This is a genomic window from Lysobacter capsici, from assembly GCF_018732085.1.
Classification (GTDB): domain Bacteria; phylum Pseudomonadota; class Gammaproteobacteria; order Xanthomonadales; family Xanthomonadaceae; genus Lysobacter; species Lysobacter capsici_A.
On sequence record NZ_CP076103.1, the window covers coordinates 5771917 to 5791213 of the forward strand.

Consider the following 19297-nt stretch of genomic DNA (forward strand, 5'->3'; position numbering starts at 1 on the left):
TCAAATCCCCCGCATCCGCTGCGCGGATGCCGCCCCCTTTTTGTAAAGTGGGCAAAAGCAAAAGCAACTGCGCGACTATCGACATCGTATGGCTCATGCACGTCATGTCGCGCGTGCGGAACGAAGTTCTGCGCAATCTTGTTCGAGTTGCTTCGCTCCTGCTGCTTCGCTCTTACTGCTTTGCGCTTTGCGCTTACCGCTCCGCCTGCACTGTCTGCGCCGCCCTGCCCTACCTTTGCCTGAGCCAACCGCTCGGCCTCACTCGCGCGGCGGAACCGGCGGCGGAACCGGCGCCACCGGCCCCTGCGGGCCGCGGTCGCTCATCGGCGGGGGATTGAGCACATAGATCGCGGTGCCGCGCGCGAACTTCTGCCGCGGGCTGATGCTGATGCCGACACCGCCGCCGCTGAAATGACGGCCGCCGCCGTAGCTGCCGCCGCCCGCGCCCAGGCTCACGCCGGTGCCGCCGCTGCCGTCTTCGGTGCCCTGGAACAACACCCCGTTGGCGCCGAGCTTGGCCGCTTCGACACGCAGCTTGTCGAGCACCGAATTCATCTTGTTCTGCTCGCCGTAGGTGAACGCGCCGCTGTTGCTCTGCAACAGGGCGATTTCCTCGTATCGGCTCGGCGGCGGGGCGAAATACACCCGCACCTGCTCCACCGGCACCGGCGGACGCGGTTGCCCGGTCAGCACGTGGGAACTGGCGCAGGCCGCCAGCAGGGAGATAAATGCGATGAGAATCAATGATCTAAGCATGATACGGCTCCAATCCCCGGACCACCCCATGCTACGCCCACACGCGATCGGGTAACACAACCCGGCGGCCGGGTATTCCACGCGGGCTCATACAGGTGAGCGGACGTCGATCCAGCCGAACCTCACCGACGCGGCGCGAACAGTCGCCCATCCCCGCGCGCCGCACGCCTACGCAAGCGAATCCCGACCAGGCTGGGGCGCGATCGGGCAAACGCGAACCGCGTCTGCCCGGCACCGCACACGCCACCGAGGACTCGCTGCGCCGGCACGACGCGAAGAGCCGTCCGCCCTCGCGCGATGAACGCGTACGCAAACGCCCCGATAGCGCGCACGCCCCTCAGGACTTGCTGCGCTCGTCCTTGTGCTTTTTCTCATTCTTGCCGGTGCGCCCACCGACCGCCTGATCGCGGTTGTCGGTCAGATAGGTCGCGACCATTTCGCTGATGCGGATGTTCATCGCCTTGTCGGTGCCGCCGAAGGAATAGGCCGCGCCCCAGGCATTGGCGTGCTGATAGAACTCCGGCTCGGCGATCACCTCGCCGCTGGCCGCGTCGGACATCTTGACCGTGACCAGGATCGCCGAGTCGCCCGCGAGCACGCCGCCGAAGAAACGCTTGCCGCCGCTGATGTAGCGGATATGCCGCACCACCGGCTCGATCTTCAAGGTGCGCGGCGCCTCGGCCGAACCGGCCGACTCGTTCCAGGCCTTGAGAATCGGCGGCACCCGCAGATCGAGATTGGCCTGCAGGCGCTCGCGCGCGAGTTCGTTGCCGCGCTGCCCGGCATACGGCGCGTCCATGCCCAGCGGCGCGATCTCGAAACGATCGAAGCGCTTGAGCGGCACCGACGGCGGCGGATTGGTTTCGTTGCGCGCCTCGACGTACTCGACCAGTTCGCCGTCCGCATACGCCGCCAGCGGCGCGGACATCGCCCACGCCAGACATACCGCCAGGCCGATCTTCTTTACCGATTGCATACCCACCCCCTGTGAATACGACGAAGTCGCACGCAGCCGCATGCGCCTCGCCGATGTTGTCGTTTCGATGAAGCGGCGGCCGATCCCCATCGGTCGCCGCGACGAATACTATGCGGGCATGGCCCGGCCCGCACAAATCCGGGTCGGCCGAGCGGCGGCATCGTGTGCCACTCGATCACGTCGTCGGCCGTCTTCTGCGTATCCCGTGCGCCGACGGCGTGTTCTCAGCCCATCGCGCCGTTGATTCCGATCACCTGGCCGTTGATGTAACCGGCCTGTTCGCCGCACAGAAAACTCACCAGCGCCGCGACTTCCTCGACGCGGCCGGCGCGGCCGGCCGGCACCATCTGCTTGATGACTTCGGGCGGAAACGCCTGCGCGGCCATGCGTCCTTCGATGACCCCGGGCGCGACCACGTTGACGGTGATGCCGCGGCTGGCCATTTCGCGGGCCAGCGATTTGCTGGCGCCGTGCAGGCCGGCCTTGGCCGCGGCGTAATTGGTCTGGCCGCGATTGCCCAGCACCGCCGCCACCGACGAGACGCTGACGATGCGGCCCCAGCGCGTGCGCGCCATCGGCAGCAGCAACGGCTGGGTGACGTGGAAGAAGCCGTGCAGCGATACGTCGATGACCCGCTTCCACTGCGCATCGCTCATTCCGGCCATCGGTGCGTCGTCGTGGATGCCGGCGTTGTTGATCACGCCCTGGATCGGGCCGGCTGCGAGCAGGCCTTCGATCGCCGCGCGCGCGGCCTCGCCGTCGGCGACATCGAAAGCGATCGCTTCGGCCTCGCCGCCGCCGTCGCGTATCTGCGCGACGACCGCCTGCGCGCGCTCCAGATGGCCGTTGGCATGGACGATCACCCGCCAGCCGTCGGCGGCCAGGCGCACGCAGATCGCGCTGCCCAGATCGCCGCTGCCGCCGGTGACCAGGGCGCGGCGCGCGGAATTGACAGGCTCGGGCATGCGGACGGCTCCGTGGACGGTAGCCGATTGTCCCCGTCCCGCCGCCGCGACGGAAGCGGCGCGGAGCGGGGACCCGCCGCGGACGGTGCGCGACGATCGCCGGGGGGGCGAGCGTCCGACGCGCGCCGATCAGTACTGCGGACGGTCGTCCGGATGCGGTGGCTGATCGCTGCGTCCGTGCAGCGGCTGGGCCGGGGTGAGCGTATGCGTGATCACCCGGCCCTCGCCGTCGCAGGCCAGCTCCTGCACGCCGCGCCACATCGCCCATTCGCGGCTGTCGTCGTCGCCGTGTTCGTCTTCGCCGTCGACCACCACCACGCACCATTCCAGCGTGCGTCGCGCGTACGGCTGCAGCGGCATGCACGACAAGGCGGGGAATTCGAGTTCGGTGCGGCCGTTATCGACCGTGGTGTCCAGCCACGACTGGAACACCGGCAGATCCGTGGCGAACAAACGGTGCATGTCGACCCAGGTGTCCTGCGGGATATCGCGGTTGTCGTGGCGATCGTTGCGCTCGAACCAGGCCAACTGCGCACCGCGGCGCTGGCTGAGCCCGACCCGCAGGGTGAAGCGATGGCCGACCTGCACTTCGTCGTGATGCAGGCTCAGGTCTGTGAAATGGAACTGCATGGGCATGGAACCAGTCCTCGGCGAGCACGCGGCAGAAGCGTGTATGTCGGGAGGAACGCGTCGCAGGCGCGGGTGTGAAATCATGCGGCCTGGATTGGACAGACACGCCGTCATGCACCAGGACGAAACCCCGCACGCGCTGTATCTTCGGATCGAAGCCGAAACCGGCGACCCCATCGCGGCATTACGAGCGATACGGACCCGGTACGAGCTGACACTGGCGGCGGCCAAGGAAATCGGATTGCAGGCGGACGGACTGGCATCCTCACTCGATGCGCATCAAGAAAGCTTGGCTCCCGCTCTTTTCCAGGCACTCGAACAGACCTGCGGCCCAAACGATGCCGCTCCTCGGCATGCAGCACGCACTCAAGACGACTGATCGGTTTGAGCCAGCGCCCTGGTTTCGCTCTGCCGTACACCATGGGCTCTGAGCGCGATGGCCTCATGCATCAATACGAACATCATTCGCAGGCACGAAGTCTTTTGTGGGAGGGGCTTCAGCCCCGATGCTCTTGTTTCAGATCGCCGGGCCTCAAGGCCGCTTGTGCTTGTGTTGAGCAGCGCAGCGATCTGAGCCGAAAGGTCGGGGCTCAAGCCCCTCCTACAAAAGATTTCAAGCGGCGCGATCGCGCTGGCGGATCAATCCGGCCGCGCCATCACCGCCGCGCGCCCCTGGGCGATCAGATCGCCGGCATGGCGGATCTCGAATTCGTACTGCCAACTCTCGCCGGTATCGATCAGCTTGCGCGCGACGCCTTCGAGCGCGCCCGGCAAATCGTCGATGCGTGCGACCTGCAACTGCACGCCGCGCAACGCGACCAGCACGCCGGGACGGATCGCCACGCCGTCGCGCGCGGCCAGCAGGCCGCCATGCACGGCCATGGTCTGCGCGCCGTATTCGCACAGGTGCACCGCATGCAGACGCTGCGAATGCCGCAACGGATGCACCGGGTCGCGATGGCCATGGCTGCGCAGCACGATGCGCTCGTCGTCCCAGTCGACCACTTCTTCCCACAGGCACATCAGGCCCTGATGCGGAATCAGCGCGGCAATCGCCTCACGCGTGTGCACCGCCGGCCTCCGCATCGGGGTCGTCGGCACCGAGCATCGCAGTCGGCTCGCGCACGATCAGCAACGCAAGCACGAAATTGAACGCCACGCCCAACGCGACGGTGGCGCCGATCGCGCGCAGCACCGGGATCGAGGACAGGCCGAGCAGTGCGAACACCAGCAGCGTCGTCAGGCTGCACACGATCACCGCGTGCAAGGTGCGCAGCTGTTCGGCGCGGTCGTCGCCGGCGTGGTCGAAGAACAGGGCGTAATCCAGGCCCAGGCCGGCGGCGAGGATCAGCGAGACCAGATGGAACAGATTCAGTTCCACGCCCAGGCCGCGCAGCACGGCGAGAATCAGCAAGGTGGTCAACGCCATCGGCGCGAGCACGCGCAGCACCCGTCGCGGCGAACGCAGCGCGATCCACACCGCGGCGGCGAGCAGTACGCCGGCCAGGCCCAAGGCCAGCAACACCCGGCCGCGGTATTCGGCGACCAGCGACTCCGACGCCTGCTTGAGATCGAGCAACTGACCGCCGTGCTTGCGCACGACCTGCGCCACCGCGCCCGGATCGTGCAGACCGCTCAACGACACCAGTGCGGTGGCGTGATCGCCGCGTTGCAGCAGCAGACCGTCGACGCTGACCGCCAGCGGCGTGTCGGCCAGATCGCGCGGCGTCAGCGGCGGCGCATGTCGCGCGCGTTCGACATCATCGAGGAACTCGGCGAAGGCGTCGCTGCGGAACGGGGTCGCCGCGACCGCGCTGTCGAGCGCGGCGCGCAGGGTCGCCGCATCGGGCAACAGGCGCTGGCGTTCGCGCTGGGTCTTGACGCTCGGCAGGTAACGCGCGGCCAGATCGTAGCCGGCGATCGCGCCGCGCTGGCGCAGCAGCGGCAGTTCCGGCAACAACGCTTCGGATGCCTGCAACGCGGCCTCGGCGTCGCGGCCTTCGATGGCGATGATGTAGCGCACGTCCGGCGCGCCGAGTTCGCCGCGCAATTGCGCGTCGCGCGCCAACGCCGCGTCCGGCACCGGGGTCAGCTTGGCCAGATCGTTCTGCCAGAACGCGCCCGGCACGAACAGGATCACCGCCAATGCCAGCGCCGCGATCAAGGACACGCTGGCCACGCCCAGGCGCGGCCAGCGCGCGAGCGCGCTCCACACCCGCGCCAGCCGCGCCGAGGTGGCGACATCGCGCGGCGCCGGATCGATCAGCGCCGGCAGCACGAAGCGCGTCGCCAGCGCGGCAGTGGCGAGGCCGACGATGGTGAACACCGCGAGCTGCTGCAAGCCGTCGACGCCGGACACGAAGAAGGTCAGATAGGCGATGCAGGTCGAGGCCACGCCGGTGCCGAGCGTCGGCCACAGACTGCGCGCGCTGGCCCACGGCGACAGCCCGGGCCGCTGATGACTGAACAAGTGGATCGGATAATCCTGGACCACGCCGATCAAGGTGAAACCGAAGGCGACGGTGATGCCGTGCACGCCGTCGAAGATCGCCGCGACCGCGCCCAGTCCGGCCAGGCCCGCGGTCGCCAGCGGCAGGCCGCCGATCAGCGGCGCTTTCCAGCTGCGGTACGCGAGCCACAGCAAGGCGATGAACACCAGGCTGTCGATGCTGCCGATCAGGCTGGCTTCGCGCTGGGTGCGGCCGCCGATCTCGACCGAGAACGCGCCCGGCCCGCTGATGGTCAGACGCGAATTGCTGGCGCCGCGCGCCTGTTCGAACGCGCCGCGGATGGCGTCGATCGCGCTTTGCTGGCCGGTCGGATCGAACCCGGCCGCGCGCGTTTCCACCGCCAGCAAGGCCTGCTTGCCGGCGCGATCGAACCACACGCCATCGAGCGTCTGCGGCGCCTGCGCCGGTTGCCAGGCTTCGGCCAGGCGCAGCATTTCCAGGGTCGGATCGCTGGCCAGCAACGGCTCGATCAATTCGCCGGCCGGCGAGCCCAGGTCCTGCACACGGGTGTCGAGCTGATCGCGCAGATAGGCCGCGTCCAGCGGCTGACCATCGAACGTCGGCGACAGCAGATAGCGGTAGGGACGCAGCCGCTCGGGCACCGATTCCAGGCCGAACCCGGCGCCGTTGGCGACCAGCTTGAACTGCGGCTGCGCGCTCAGGCGCTCGCGCATCGCCGAGGATTGCGCGGCCAGCGCGGCCGGATCGTCGCCTTCGAGCGCGATCAGCAGCAGGCGCGAACCCGGGCCTTCGCCGAGTTCGTCGATCAGCAGTTTCTGCGCGGGCGTCTGCGCGCTCGGCATGAACCGGCGCAGGTCGCCACTGAGTTTGAGCTGGCTGCCGATCGCCCAGCCGGCGAGCGCGAGCACCGCCAGCCACAGCAGGGCGAACCCGATCCGACGCGCGGGCGTCATCAACGCACGGCGCCGTGGCCGCGGCACAACGCGGCGAGCTGGCTCGCATCGTCGATGCCGGCGGCGGCGCGCGCGGCGCTGCTGAGCAAGGTGCGCTGTTGTTCGTTGCCGCGGGCCGGCAGGGTTTCGATGCAGCGCAGTTCATCGTCGCGGCCGAGCAGCACGATCTCGCGGATGCGCGCGGCGACCTTGGGATCTTTCGGCGTCATCGCGATCGTCCACTGCCGACGGGTACCTTGCGCGCTCAGGCGGTAATGCTGTTCGAGCGCGGCACGATCGCCGCCGAGCAGCGCGCCGAAACTGGCCTGCAACGCGACCAGTTCGGGCGCGCGCGACAACGAGAATTTTTTCGCCGGTTTGCCGGCGCGGGCGATGCTGACCTCGCCCTGCCCCGGCTGCGCGCCGGTGCGGATGGTCGTGGTCTCGGCATAGGGCGCGCGCACTTCGCGCACCAGGGTCGAGGCGTCGGGCCGGCGGTATTCGCCGGACACGCGCAGCGGCGCCTTGAGCAAGGCCGAGCCGCGCACTTCGACGAAATCGGTGCGCGCCGGAATCGGTTGGGCCAGGCGCGGCAGGATCACCGCGGGATCGGCCGGCGCATCGGCCGCCGGCGCGGACGCCGCCGCCGAGGCTTGCGCGAGCGCGGCCTCAGTAACCGGAGCGGCGTGCAGCGACCCGACGCTGGACATCAGCGCCAACGCCAGCGTCAGGCAGGGCTTGTTGAGGGTCATCGGCATGCCAGAAATCGTAGAAGTTGAACCAGTTGTAAGGCGCGCTGCGGGCTTGGGCCTGCAGGCGCTCGGCGTAGCGCTGGACCAGCGCGGCGAGGATCGCCGGACGGTTATGCCGTTCGATCGCCACACCCTCGCTGAACGTTTCGAACACCAGGTCGTAATGCGAGCCGCCGCGATACAGGCCGAACGCCAGCACCACCGGCAGTTTCAGCGCCGCCGCGATCAGCCACGGCGCGGTCGGAAACTGCGCGCTCGCGCCAAGGAACGAGGCGCTGGTCGACGGCTCGCCGGGCGCGGCGCGGTCGACCAGCAGCGCGACCAGCGCGCCTTCGTCGGTGGCCTGCTTGATCGCGAACACGATCGACGGCCCGTCCTGGCCGGCGTCGATGACGTTGCGCGCGATTTCCGGGTCCATCGCATCGAGCAACTGGGTGAGCTGCGGGTTGTGGGCGCGATCGAGCACCACCCGCACCTTGAGGTCCGGCCGTTGCCGCGCGAGCACGCGCAGCGCTTCGAAGCTGCCCAGGTGCGAGCCGAACAGCAGCATGCCCTGGCCGCGGTCGAGCTGGCGGTCGATCGGTTCCAGGCCGCTGATGCTGACGTCGAAGCGGTCCATGCCGCGACTGAGCATGTACAGCCGGTCGAGGATGGTCGCGGCGAAGGTGTGGATATGGCGGGCGACGTCGAACAAGGTCGGCGGGCGATCGAGCACGCGCGCCAGGTACGCGCGCGAGGCGCGGCGTTCGGGACCGCGCACGATCAGGAAGTAGGCGACGATCGGGTACAGCGTGAGCCGCGCGATCGAGCGGCCACCGTTGCTGGCGATGAAGCGGATCAGGTGAAACGCGAAACGGCTGCCACCTTCGGGACGTTGCTTCCAGTGCGACGCGCTCATGCCGGTTCGTCCGTGGCGACGGCGGGAGCGGGCGGCGGCTCGGCGACGATCTCGCCGCTGGCCAGCAGCTCGCCCGAATGCAGCACGCGAAACCGCCAGCGCGCCGCGCCGAGGGTGTCCAGTTCGATCTGCGCAGACTGCTCCGGCAGCAACGGCCGCAGGAACTTCACCTGCGGCAGGCGCAGACCGCTCAGCGGCCCGTGCAGCGCTTCGACCGCTTCGATCACCCGATCGAGCAGCACCACGCCGGGCACCAGCGGGCGGCCCGGAAAGTGGCCCGGCAGGCAGGGATGATCGGCGGCGAGGGCAAACGGCATGATGCGGACAGACTACGGCGCGGACGGTGAAGCCGAAGGATAAAGCAGGCGCCTGGGAAACGTGACGAAAATGGCGGTTTCCCCGTCAACTCCCTCTCCCGCGTGCGGGAGAGGGTTGGGGCGAGGGGCTTGCGGCGGTTCGCAGACTTACTCCGCCACCGGTGCCCTCATCCGGCCCTGCGGGCCACCTTCTCCCGCAAGCGGGAGAAGGATTCATCAGGAAAACAGCTCTTTCCAGAACCCCGGCCCCAGCTGCGCCATCTTGCGCAGGAAATCGAAGAATCCCTTCTCCGGCCGATCCTTGAACAGCCGCCGGCGGACCAGGTACTCGCCGGCGAACATGCCGCCGACCACGCCGTAATTGAGGATGTTGGCGAACCACGACCACTGCTCCTGGGTGATCGCCAGCGCCGGTGTGTAGCCCAGTTGCGCCAGCACTCCATCGGGCACCGCGATCATCGCCAACGCGCCATTGACCAGGCCCAGCCCGGCCAGCACGCAGGCCCACAGCAGGGTCAGGCGACGGGTGTAGCGGTACAGGTCGGGCGCCAGTTCGCGCGGCGCGCAGCCGTGCAGGGCGGCGACGATGCGGGTGATCAGGCCTTCGCGCGGCGCGCGCAGGCTGCGCCCGAACCACCACGCCAGCCAGCCGTTGAACAGCACCGGCGGGGTCAGCAGCAGCATCTGTGCGTACGGCGTCGGCGCGATCGCGGCGAGCGCGCCGAGCAGCAACACGGTCGCGATCCACGGCGCCGGGCGCAGTCCGAGCAGGCCGTCGATGGTGACGAACACCACCAGGTCGGCCAGGGCCAACGCGGCCAGCACGCCGCTGCCTTCGTGGCTGGCCCAGTGCGCGAGCAACGGATAGGCGATCGCGAGCAGCAGTCGCGCCGGTCCGCTGAGGCTGGACGATGAATCGTTCACGGGATCGAAGGTCCGGCGGGGCGTGTGGGCGGGGCGTGCATGGCGAGCCACGATAGCGGCGGCGCGCGCCGGATGCGCCGGCCGAACGGCATGGATGCGCGATGCGGGGCCGTACCGTGACCGGCCGGAGCAGGCCGCGTCACGCCGAACCTGCCGACTGCGTCGGTTGCGCCGAACCGGGCCGAATCGAAGCGCCGCCGGTGTCGGCGCGCGACGACGGCTCAGGCCGCGCGGTGCTGTTCGATGTGACCCGACAGCGCGCGCAGCGAGGCGAAGATGCGGCGGTTCTCGTCGCTGTCGGAGCGCAACTGGAAGCCGTAGCGCTTGGTGATCGCCAGCGCGAGTTCCAGCGCGTCGATCGAATCCAGGCCCAGGCCGTCGTTGAACAGCGCCGCGTCCGGATCGATCTGCTCCGGCGCCACGTCTTCAAGATTCAGACTCTCAACCAGCAGCTGCGCCAGTTCGCGTTCGGCGGGACTTTGTTCAGACATCGTGCGATCCGGTAACGGCGTAAGCGAGGGGCGCCACGATCCTTCATCGCGGCGCAGCGTGCAACCGGTCACAGCGCGCGGGCCGCGGGGCCGACCCGCCCAGCCGCCCCATTCGCCAGCAATTTCAACCGCTTGCGCATTTTCGGCGATAAATCTGCGGCCCTGCGTCTTGACCTGACCTGCGCACAGTCCAGCGGAGCCGCAGGCTATCATTTGCGCATGAACTCATCTGCTCGCGTGCCCGGGACGGCCGCCGCGCCCGTCGGCACCGCCCCATCGAACGTTCCCAATCCGCCATCGGACACCGGCCGGCCCGAGGTCGACCCGCTCGACGTCGACGTGCTGGTCGTCGGCGGCGGTCCCGCCGGCACCACCGCCGCGACTCTGCTCGCGCGCAAGGGCTGGAAGGTGCTGCTGCTGGAAAAGGGCAGCCACCCGCGCTTCCACATCGGCGAATCGCTGCTGCCGATGAACCTGGCGATCCTCGAGCGCCTGGGCGTGCTCGAACAGGTGCGCGCGATCGGCACCCACAAGCCCGGCGCCGAATTCCCGATCGACGCCGAGCGCTACAACACCTTCCGCTTCGAACGCGCGCTCAATCCGCAGTTCGGCTACGCCTTCCAGGTCAAGCGCGAACAGTTCGACGAGCTGCTGTTCCGCCACAGCCAGGCCAACGGCGTGGACGCGCGCGAACGGGTCAAGGTCGAGAAGGTCGAGTTCAACGAACAAGGCCGCCCGGTCGCGGCGGTCGCGCGCGACCACGAGGGTCGCGAGCTGCGCGTGCGCACGCGCTACCTGGTCGACGGCAGCGGCCGCGACACCTTCATCGGCTCGCAGCTCAAGCTCAAGCAGAAGAACACCCTGCACCAGTCGGCGGCGATCTTCAGCCACTTCACCGGCGTGCAACGCCGCGACGGCGAGGACGCCGGCAACATCACCGTGCAGCGTTTCGCGCATGGCTGGATGTGGCTGATCCCGTTGCAGGGCGATGTGATGAGCGTGGGCGCGGTGTGTTTCCCCGAATACCTCAAGCAGCGCCGCGGCGAGACCGAGGCGTTCTTGATGAAGACGCTGGAATCGGAACCGTCGGTGGCCAGGCGCATGCAGGGCGCGCAGCGCTGCGGCGAGGTGCATGTCACCGGCAATTATTCCTACACCTGTTCGCAGATGACCGGGCCGGGCTGGGTGATGGTCGGCGATGCGTATGCCTTCGTCGATCCGGTGTTTTCCTCCGGCGTGTACCTGGGCATGAACAGCGGCGAGCAGGCCGCTTCGGTGGTTGACGGCGCGCTGCGCGAACCGGCGCGCGAGGCCGAACTGCAACGCGGCATGGTGGTGCGACTCAAGCGCGGGCTCAAGCATTTCCAGTGGTTCATCTACCGCTTCACCACCCCGGTGATGCGCGAACTGTTCAATGCGCCGCGCAATTTCTGGCAGGTGGAACAGGCGGTGATCTCGATGTTGGCTGGCGACGTATTCGACAACAAGGCGGTGCTGCGGCGCCTGCGCCTGTTCCGTTTCATCTATGCGATGACCGCCGTGCGCATGGCGCCGCAGGCCTTGCGCGGCTGGTTGCGGCGCAAGCGCCAGGTCGGCGTGGAATTCCGCGGCGACACGCTGCAGCAGGGCAATCCGTGAGCGCCGCGCCCGCCATGCTGAGCGGCCCGCACTTGCAGGTGGACTACCTCGACGGCACGCCCGAGCAGTTGCTCGCGCACGACGACACGTTGGCGGTGTTCGGCTTCGGTCAGGACGCGCCGCATCACAACGACCCGCGCTACCTGCGCGTGGCGCTGGAGCCGTTCGGCGACCGCCGGCTGGAACGCTGGCGCGCCAGCGGCCCGGTGTCCAGCGGCCGCGACGGCGACCTGGCCTGGTCCGAGGACGGCGCGCTGCAGTTCGGCGTGATCGAACTCGACGAACCCGAACCGCTGCCCGGCGAAGCCACCAACGGCGAGATCGCGCGCGCGGCCGAGTACCTGTACCGCAAGCTGATCGCGTTTACCGCCCAGCGCGGTTATCCGCACCTGCTGCGGATCTGGAATTACCTCGACGGCATCACCTTGGGCCACGGCGACGAAGAACGCTACCGGGTGTTCTGCGTCGGCCGCGCGGCCGGCCTGGGCGACTTCCCGATCCCGCGCTTGCCGGCCGCGACCGCGATCGGCCGGGTCGACGGCGCGCGCCGTCTGCAGGTGTATTGGCTGGCCTCGCGCACGCCCGGCACGCCGCTGGAAAACCCGCGCCAGGTCAGTGCTTACCGTTATCCGCGCCAGTACGGCCCGCAGTCGCCGAGCTTCGCCCGCGCGATGCTGCCGCCGCAGCCCGGCGCGATGCCGCTGCTGCTGTCGGGCACCGCGGCCGTGGTCGGCCATGAGTCCAGGCACGTCGAATCGGTGCTGGCCCAGCTCGACGAAACCCTGACCAACTTCGACAGCCTGATCGACGCCGCGCGGCAACGCTGGCCGAACCTGCCGTCCGCGTTCGGCGCCGGCAGTTGCCTGAAGGTCTACGTGCGCGACGTGCAGGACATCGACACCGTCGCCGCGGCGCTGGATCGCCGCTATGGCAACCGCGTTCCGCGCATCCTGCTGCATGCGGCGATCTGCCGGCATGAGCTGCGGGTGGAGATCGACGGGGTGCATGGGTAGGGCGGGAATCGGGAATCGGGAATCGGGAATCGGGAATCGGGAATCGGGAATCGGGAATCGGGAATCGGGAATCGGGAATCGGGAATCGGGAATCGGGAATCGGGAATCGGGAATCGGGAAAGAGCTTGAGGCAAGACAAAGAAAAAGGGAGGCCGAAGCCTCCCTTTTTTTATTGCGTTTCGTATCGGGCGTGATCGGCAAGGGGAATCGTCAGCCGCTCTTACGATTCCCCATTCCCGATTCCCGATTCCCGCGCTCTTACAAATCGACCCCAAAGCCCACACCGCCCGAGCTCTCCGAGCCCGAGAACGCCGCGCCGATGCTGATCGACACGTTCTCGTTGATGCGGCGGCCGTAACCGATCGCCAGGCCGCTTTCGCCTTCCTGGAAACCGGCGCCGACCGACAAGCGACCGCGACCGGGCTTGGCGTAGGCGTTGTTGGCCGACATCTGCGCCATCGCCGCCGACATCGCGCCGTTGCGGCTGACCCGACGATCGAGGTCTTCGAAACGATCGTTGACCTCGGAACGGAAGGTGCCGAAGTCCAGGCTCAGACCGTTGATGCGCTGGTCGGTGTAGCTGTTGGCCGACTGCAAGGTGCGCGCATCGCCGGCATCGGCGCGGGTGTTGGCCTGCTGGATCTGGGTGTTGGTGTAGTTGGTGGAGGTCTGCACCGAGGCGACGTCGCCGGCCTGCATCTGCCGCAGGTTGACCGCGTCGGTCGGCGCGGTGCCGTCGGCGAGGTTGGACACGCGGGTGCCGTTGGCGCCTTCCAGGGTCAGCTGATTACGCGAGGCATCGTCGTAGTTCGCCGACAACGGCGAGCCGCCCGGACCGGTCGGGCCGGTCGGACCGTCGGGGCCCTGCGGACCTTGCGGGCCGGTCGGGCCTTGCGGACCTTGCGGCCCCTGCGGGCCTTGCGGACCGGCCGGAATCGCCGCGATGCGCCCGTACAGATCGGTGATCCGGCCGTCGACCGCGCCGAACGCCGAGCCCACGTCGTTGAACGCGCTGCCCTGGATCGTGTAGGTCGGCGCGACGAACACGCCGCCGGTGAAGCTGGCGCCGGCGCCGAACACGCCCATCACGTTGTTGAGCTGCGACAGGTTGACCGCGTCGGTGTCCTGACTGGCCGCGGCGACGTTGACGATCTGGCGCTCGCGACCGGCCGCGCCCACCGACACGGTGTTGGCGCGATCGGCGAGCGAGCCGTTGCCCAGCGCGACCGAATCGGCCGCGGTGGTCTGGCTGTTGTTGCCGAGCACCACGCTGTTGGCACCGGTGGCGGTGTTGCCGTTGCCCACTGCGGTGGCGTTGTCGCCATTCACCGTGTTGTCGCCGCCGATCGCGTTGCCGTTGACCGAGGTCACCGTGTTGGCGCGACCGAACGCGTTCGAACCCACGCCGGTGGCGAGGTTGAAGTTGCCGAACGCGCTGGCATCGTCGGCACCGGCGGTGTTGACGAAACCGACCGCGCTGGCACCGCTGCCGCTGGCTTCATTGGCCGCACCGACCGCGGTGCTGTCGTCGCCGCTGGCGGTGTTGCCGGCGCCCAGGGCGGACGCACCCGCACCGCTGGCGAGGCTGCCGTCGCCGAGCGCGCTGCTGCCCGCTCCGCTCGCTTCGCTGCCGGCACCGGCCGCGACGCTGTTCGCGCCGGTCTGGGTGCCGCGGACCACGAAGCCGTCGCCGACCGTGGTGATCGCGTTCTGCAGCTGGCGCACGTTGACCGCATCGGTCGCCTGCGAACCGTCGGCGACGTTGACGATCTGACGCTCGGCGCCGGCCGCACCGACCGAGACCGTGTTGGCACGGTCGGCGATCGAGTTGGAACCCAGGGCCACCGAATCGGCCGCCGTGGCTTGGCTGTTGAAACCGGCGGCGAGGCTGTTGGCGCCGCTGGCGGTGTTGCCGCTGCCGATCGCGGTCGCGTTGACACCGTCGACGGTGTTGCCGTTGCCGAGGGCGTTGGCGTTCTCCGCCGAGACCACGTTGTCGCCGCCGACCGCGTTGGCGTTGCGCGCCGTCACCTGGTTGGCGCGACCGAAGGCGTTGGCGCCTTCAGCGGTCACGATGTTGAAGTTGCCGACCGCGCTGCTGTTTTCGCCGCCGGCCTGGTTGACGTAACCGATCGCGCTGGAGAAGTCTCCGGTGGCTTCGTTGACCGTACCGACCGCCACGCTCTCGGCGCCGCTGGCGACGTTGGCGCGGCCGACCGCGGTGGAATCGATGCCGCTGGCGACGCTCTGGTAACCCAGCGCGCTGCTGCCCGCGCCGCTCGACTCGCTGCCGGCACCGGCCGCGACGCTGTTCGCGCCGGTCTGGGTGCCGCGGATCACGAAGCCGTCGCCGGCGGTGCTGATCGCGCCCTGCAACTGACGCAGGTTGACCGCATCGGTCGCCGCGGTCGCATCGGCGACGTTGGCGATGTTGCGCTCCGCGCCCGCCGCGCCCACCGACACCGTGTTGGCGCGGTCGGCGATCGAGTTGGAACCCAAGGCCACCGAGTCGGCCGCCGTGGCCTGGCTGTTGAAACCGGCCGCGAGGCTGTTGGCGCCGCTGGCGCTGTTGCCGTTGCCGATCGCGGTGGCGTTGGCGCCAGCGACGGTATTGTCGCCACCGAAGGCATTGCCGTTGACGCCGTTGACGGTGTTGCCGCGACCGAACGCGTTCGAACCCACGCCGGTGGCGAGGTTGAAGTTGCCGAACGCGCTGGCGTCGTCGGCGCCGGCGGTGTTGACGAAACCGACCGCGCTGGAACCGCTGCCGCTGGCCTCGTTGACCGCACCGACCGCGGTGCTGTCGTCGCCGCTGGCGGTATTGCCGCCGCCGAGCGCGGATGCGCCCGCGCCGCTGGCGAGGCTGCCGCTGCCCAGCGCGCTGCTGCCCGCTCCGCTGGATTCGCTGCCGGCACCGGCCGCGACGCTGTTCGCGCCGGTCTGGGTGCCGCGAATCACGAAGCCGTCGCCCATCGCCTGCAACTGACGCACGTTGACCGCGTCAGTCGCCTGCGAACCGTCGGCGACGTTGACGATCTGACGCTCGGCGCCGGCCGCACCGACCGAGACCGTGTTGACGCGGTCGGCGATCGAGTTGGAACCCAGTGCGACCGAGTCGGCAGCGGTGGCCTGGCTATTGAAACCCGCGGCGAGGCTGTTGGCGCCGCTGGCGGTATTGCCGTTGCCGACCGCGGTGGCGTTGGCGCCATCGACGGTATTGTCGCCGCCGAAGGCATTGCCGTTGACGCCGTTGACCGTATTGAGGCGACCGAACGCATTTGAACCCACGCCATTGGCGAGGTTGAAGTTGCCGAACGCGCTGGCATCGTCGGCACCGGCGGTGTTGACGAAACCGACCGCGCTGGAACCGCTGCCGCTGGCGGTATTGGCCGCGCCGACCGCGGTGCTGTCGTCGCCGCTGGCGACGCTGCCGCTGCCCAATGCGCTGCTGCCCGCGCCGCTCGACTCGCTGCCGGCACCGGCCGCGACGCTGTTCGCGCCGGTCTGAGTGCCGCGGATCACGAAGCCGTCGCCGATCGCCTGCAACTGACGCAGGTTGACCGCATCGGTCGCCGCGGTCGCATCGGCGACGTTGGCGATGTTGCGCTCCGCGCCCGCCGCGCCCACCGACACCGTGTTGGCGCGATCGGCGATCGAGTTGGAACCCAGCGCGACCGAGTCGGCCGCCGTGGCCTGGCTGTTGAAGCCGGCGGCGAGGCTGTTGGCGCCGCTGGCGGTGTTGCCGCTGCCGATCGCGGTCGCATTGGCGCCGTCGACGACATTGGCGTTGCCGAAAGCGCTGGCGTTGGCCGAGTTCACCTGGTTGGTCGAACCGAAGGCATTGCTGCCCGCGCCGAGCACCGTGTTGAAATTGCCGAACGCGCTGCTGTTCTCGCCGACGGCCTGATTGACGTAGCCGAACGCGCTGGAGAAGTCGCCGCTGGCATCGTTCAAGGTACCGAACGCCGCGCTTTCCGCGCCGCCGGCGGTGTTGCCCCAACCCACCGCGCTGGCGTTGTCGCCGCTGGCGATGCTGAGGTTGCCCACCGCGGTGCTGTTTGCGCCGCTGGCGAGGCTGCCGTTGCCCAATGCGCTGCTGTTGTCGCCGCTGGCTTCGCTGCCCACGCCGGCTGCGACCGCGTCGGTGCCGGTCTGGGTGCCGCGAATCACGAAGCCGTCGCCGGCGGTGGTGATCGCGTCCTGCAACTGACGCACGTTGACCGCGTCGGTGTCGTCGGTGCCGTCGGCGACGTTGGCGATCTGACGCTCGGCGCCCAGCGCGCCGACCGAGATCGTGTTGGCGCGATCGGCGACCGAGTTGGAACCCAGCGCAACCGAATCAGCGGCGGTGGCCTGGCTGTTGAAACCGGCGGCAAGGCTGTTCGCGCCGCTGGCGGTGTTGCCGCTGCCGATCGCGGTGGCGTTGGCGCCGTCGACGGTGTTGTCACCGCCGAAGGCATTGCCGTTCGCGCCGGTGACGGTGTTGTTGGCGCCGAACGCGTTGCCGGCGTCGCCGTCGACCTGGTTGAAGCTACCGACCGCGTTGCTGTTGGCGGCATTGGCGAGGTTGCCGGTGCCGATCGCGGTGGCGTTGTCGCCGTCGGTGGTGTTGTCGCCGCCGATCGCGTTGCTGTTCAAGCCGTTGGCGGTGTTGCCGCGGCCCGCCGCGACGCTGCCGCTGCCGGTGGCGGTGTTGAAGTTGCCCAGCGCGCTGGCGTTGGCGCCGCTGGCGATATTGACGTAACCCACCGCGCTGGCGCTGTTGGCGCTGGCTTCGTTGGCCACGCCGATCGCGCTGGCATCGTCGGCGCTGGCGGTGTTGTCGGTGCCCAGTGCCGCCGCGCCGACGCCGCTGGCGATGTTGCCGCTGCCGAAGGCGTTGCTGTTGGCGCCGCCGGCTTCGTTGAGGCTGCCGACCGCACTGGCATTGTCGCCGCTGGCGATGTTGTCGCCGCCCACCGCGTTGCTGTTCACGCCGGTGGCGAGGTTGAGCCGGCCGACGGCGTTCGCGCCGACGGCGTTGGCTTGGTTGAAATTGCCCAGCGCGCTGCTGTCGTCGGCACTGGCGGTGTTGACGAAACCCACCGCGCTGGCGCCGCTGCCGCTGGCGGCGTTGGATGCGCCCACGGCGGTGCTGTCCGCGCCGCTGGCGACGCTGCCGCTGCCGAGCGCGCTGCTGCCGGCGCCGCTGGATTCGCTGCCCGCGCCCGCGGCGACGCTGTTCGCGCCGGTCTGGGTGCCGCGCACCACGAAGCCGTCGCCGAGCGCCTGCAACTGGCTCAGGTTGACCGCATCGTTGGCCTGGGTACCGTTGGCGACGTTGGTGATCTGACGTTCGCTGCCGGCGGCACCGACCGAGACCGTGTTGGCGCGATCGGCGACCGAACCGTTGCCCAGCGCGACCGCGTCGTCGGCGGTGGCTTGCGCGCCGACACCGGCGGCGAGACTGCGCGCGCCGCTGACGGTGTTGCTGTTGCCCAGCGCGGTGGCGTTGACGCCGGTAACGACGTTGTCGCCGCCGAAGGCATTGCCGTTTTCGCTCTCGACCCGATTGCCGCGGCCCACGCCGTTGGCGCCGACGCCGGTGACGCTGTTGAAAGTGCCCAGCGCGCTCGCGCCGTCGGCGGTGGCGGAGTTGACGAAACCGACCGCGGTCGCGCCCGTGCCGCTGGCTTCGTTGATCCGGCCCACCGCGGTCGCATCGTCGGCGCTGGCGGTGTTGCCGCTGCCGACCGCGAGCGACGCGGCGCCGGCGGCGATGTTGCCGCCGCCCGAGGCGTGGCTGCCGTCGCCGTCGGCGGCATTGTCGTTGCCGACCGCCACCGCGCCCACGCCCGCCGCCGAATTGTTGCCGCCCAGCGCGACCGCGCCGGCGCCGTCGGCGCTGTTGTTGCTGCCGAAAGCGTTGGCGTTGTCGCCGAGCACCAGGTTGCCGCGGCCGAAGGCGTTGCTGCCCGCGCCGCTGGCCTGGTTGAAATTGCCGACCGCGCTGCTGTCGTCGCCGCTGGCGGTGTTGACGTAACCCAGCGCGCTGGCGCTCGCGCCGTCGGCGCTGTTGGCCTGGCCGATCGATACGCTTTCCGCGCCCTCGGCGGTGTTGCCGTTGCCGCACGCGATCGCGTCGGCGCCGTTGGCGGAGCTGCCGCCGTTGTTCTCGTTACTGGTGTCGCCATCGTTGAGATCGCAGGTCGTGCCTGCGAACGCTACGGGTGCTGCGACAACGTTCATACCGATGACGCTGGCAATAGCCAGCGCCAGTAGGGTGCTGCGATTCATGCGTTTTCCCCCTAATGGCTGACAAGAACCGGTTTCGGAACCGTCGAAGCGCGACCATGCTTGTGACCGCGCCCTCCCCGGCACCGGTTTGGTAAACCATAAACGGTTTTGTGCACTTTTTTACAGCGAATCCGGTATATAAATTCTGTGGCCTGATGAACAGAGTGAGCATGGCCCTGTTCATCACGCTGCAACGCAGCAAACGGACCATGTCCGGTTTTGCCCTGTCTTTTCCGTCCTTGTGTTCGATCGGGTTTC

At 69.0% G+C, this 19297-nt stretch carries 15 protein-coding genes; 3 read left to right on the forward strand and 12 right to left on the reverse strand.

Annotated elements, in window-relative coordinates:
* Positions 1 to 258: 258 nt before the first annotated feature.
* From KME82_RS23940 to KME82_RS23955, 4 genes are all read right to left on the reverse strand, one after another.
* A complete protein-coding gene (locus KME82_RS23940; protein ID WP_215496247.1) occupies positions 259 to 756 on the reverse strand; it encodes a DUF4156 domain-containing protein in 498 nt (165 codons plus the stop codon).
* Positions 757 to 1093: 337 nt separating this feature from the next.
* Complete coding sequence (locus tag KME82_RS23945) at positions 1094 to 1732, reverse strand: hypothetical protein (protein ID WP_215496248.1); 639 nt, start codon at positions 1730 to 1732, stop codon at positions 1094 to 1096.
* A 224-nt stretch (positions 1733 to 1956) separates the two neighbouring features.
* A complete protein-coding gene (fabG, locus tag KME82_RS23950; RefSeq protein WP_215496249.1) occupies positions 1957 to 2697 on the reverse strand; it encodes a 3-oxoacyl-ACP reductase FabG in 741 nt (246 codons plus the stop codon).
* A 129-nt stretch (positions 2698 to 2826) separates the two neighbouring features.
* Positions 2827 to 3333, reverse strand: coding sequence for a hypothetical protein (locus KME82_RS23955; protein ID WP_215496250.1), 507 nt, complete (start codon positions 3331 to 3333; stop codon positions 2827 to 2829).
* 106 nt (positions 3334 to 3439) lie between these two features.
* Between KME82_RS23955 and KME82_RS23960 the strand changes: the two genes are divergently transcribed.
* On the forward strand, positions 3440 to 3706 hold the full coding sequence (locus KME82_RS23960) for a hypothetical protein (RefSeq protein ID WP_215496251.1): 267 nt from the start codon (positions 3440 to 3442) through the stop codon (positions 3704 to 3706).
* 260 nt (positions 3707 to 3966) lie between these two features.
* On the opposite strand, the gene KME82_RS23965 is transcribed toward KME82_RS23960, so the two are convergent.
* The 7 genes from KME82_RS23965 to KME82_RS23995 form a co-directional block, all read right to left on the reverse strand.
* Positions 3967 to 4398, reverse strand: a complete 432-nt coding sequence (locus KME82_RS23965; protein WP_215496252.1) for a phosphotransferase — start codon at positions 4396 to 4398, stop codon at positions 3967 to 3969.
* Positions 4385 to 6751 carry an MMPL family transporter gene (locus KME82_RS23970; protein ID WP_215496253.1) on the reverse strand — a complete coding sequence of 789 codons (2367 nt, stop codon included), beginning with the start codon at positions 6749 to 6751 and terminating at the stop codon, positions 4385 to 4387. The genes KME82_RS23965 and KME82_RS23970 overlap by 14 nt, the downstream gene beginning before the upstream one ends.
* Positions 6751 to 7440, reverse strand: coding sequence for a LolA-related protein (locus KME82_RS23975; RefSeq protein WP_286673226.1), 690 nt, complete (start codon positions 7438 to 7440; stop codon positions 6751 to 6753). The genes KME82_RS23970 and KME82_RS23975 overlap by 1 nt, the downstream gene beginning before the upstream one ends.
* Complete coding sequence (locus tag KME82_RS23980; RefSeq protein WP_215496254.1) at positions 7400 to 8380, reverse strand: acyltransferase; 981 nt, start codon at positions 8378 to 8380, stop codon at positions 7400 to 7402. Before KME82_RS23980 ends, KME82_RS23975 begins: the two co-directional genes overlap by 41 nt.
* Positions 8377 to 8697, reverse strand: coding sequence for a hypothetical protein (locus KME82_RS23985; protein WP_215496255.1), 321 nt, complete (start codon positions 8695 to 8697; stop codon positions 8377 to 8379). The genes KME82_RS23980 and KME82_RS23985 overlap by 4 nt, the downstream gene beginning before the upstream one ends.
* A 216-nt stretch (positions 8698 to 8913) precedes the next feature.
* Positions 8914 to 9621, reverse strand: a complete 708-nt coding sequence (locus KME82_RS23990) for a ketosynthase (RefSeq protein WP_252255512.1) — start codon at positions 9619 to 9621, stop codon at positions 8914 to 8916.
* A 221-nt stretch (positions 9622 to 9842) separates the two neighbouring features.
* Positions 9843 to 10112: a phosphopantetheine-binding protein gene (locus KME82_RS23995; RefSeq protein ID WP_215496256.1), complete on the reverse strand. Its 270-nt coding sequence runs from the start codon at positions 10110 to 10112 to the stop codon at positions 9843 to 9845.
* 339 nt (positions 10113 to 10451) lie between these two features.
* Between KME82_RS23995 and KME82_RS24000 the strand changes: the two genes are divergently transcribed.
* Together KME82_RS24000 and KME82_RS24005 are read left to right on the forward strand one after the other, a co-directional pair.
* On the forward strand, positions 10452 to 11750 hold the full coding sequence (locus KME82_RS24000) for an NAD(P)/FAD-dependent oxidoreductase (protein ID WP_430538869.1): 1299 nt from the start codon (positions 10452 to 10454) through the stop codon (positions 11748 to 11750).
* A 14-nt stretch (positions 11751 to 11764) separates the two neighbouring features.
* Entirely contained in the window at positions 11765 to 12763 is a 999-nt protein-coding gene (locus KME82_RS24005) for a pteridine-dependent deoxygenase (protein WP_215499192.1), read from the forward strand.
* A 258-nt stretch (positions 12764 to 13021) separates the two neighbouring features.
* On the opposite strand, the gene KME82_RS24010 is transcribed toward KME82_RS24005, so the two are convergent.
* Positions 13022 to 19039, reverse strand: coding sequence for a beta strand repeat-containing protein (locus tag KME82_RS24010; RefSeq protein ID WP_215496258.1), 6018 nt, complete (start codon positions 19037 to 19039; stop codon positions 13022 to 13024).
* Positions 19040 to 19297: the final 258 nt, after the last annotated feature.

What these genes read in the sequence shown, in the direction of transcription:
- KME82_RS23970 (WP_215496253.1), bottom strand. Translation starts at nt 6,751, where the DNA reads ATGACGCCCGCGCGTCGGATCGGGTTCGCCCTGCTGTGGCTGGCGGTG.
- KME82_RS23955 (WP_215496250.1), bottom strand. Translation starts at nt 3,333, where the DNA reads ATGCCCATGCAGTTCCATTTCACAGACCTGAGCCTGCATCACGACGAA.
- KME82_RS23975 (WP_286673226.1), bottom strand. Translation starts at nt 7,440, where the DNA reads ATGTCCAGCGTCGGGTCGCTGCACGCCGCTCCGGTTACTGAGGCCGCG.
- KME82_RS23980 (WP_215496254.1), bottom strand. Translation starts at nt 8,380, where the DNA reads ATGAGCGCGTCGCACTGGAAGCAACGTCCCGAAGGTGGCAGCCGTTTC.
- KME82_RS24010 (WP_215496258.1), bottom strand. Translation starts at nt 19,039, where the DNA reads ATGAATCGCAGCACCCTACTGGCGCTGGCTATTGCCAGCGTCATCGGT.
- fabG (WP_215496249.1), bottom strand. Translation starts at nt 2,697, where the DNA reads ATGCCCGAGCCTGTCAATTCCGCGCGCCGCGCCCTGGTCACCGGCGGC.
- KME82_RS24005 (WP_215499192.1), top strand. Translation starts at nt 11,765, where the DNA reads ATGCTGAGCGGCCCGCACTTGCAGGTGGACTACCTCGACGGCACGCCC.
- KME82_RS23985 (WP_215496255.1), bottom strand. Translation starts at nt 8,697, where the DNA reads ATGCCGTTTGCCCTCGCCGCCGATCATCCCTGCCTGCCGGGCCACTTT.
- KME82_RS23945 (WP_215496248.1), bottom strand. Translation starts at nt 1,732, where the DNA reads ATGCAATCGGTAAAGAAGATCGGCCTGGCGGTATGTCTGGCGTGGGCG.
- KME82_RS23940 (WP_215496247.1), bottom strand. Translation starts at nt 756, where the DNA reads ATGCTTAGATCATTGATTCTCATCGCATTTATCTCCCTGCTGGCGGCC.
- KME82_RS23995 (WP_215496256.1), bottom strand. Translation starts at nt 10,112, where the DNA reads ATGTCTGAACAAAGTCCCGCCGAACGCGAACTGGCGCAGCTGCTGGTT.
- KME82_RS23960 (WP_215496251.1), top strand. Translation starts at nt 3,440, where the DNA reads ATGCACCAGGACGAAACCCCGCACGCGCTGTATCTTCGGATCGAAGCC.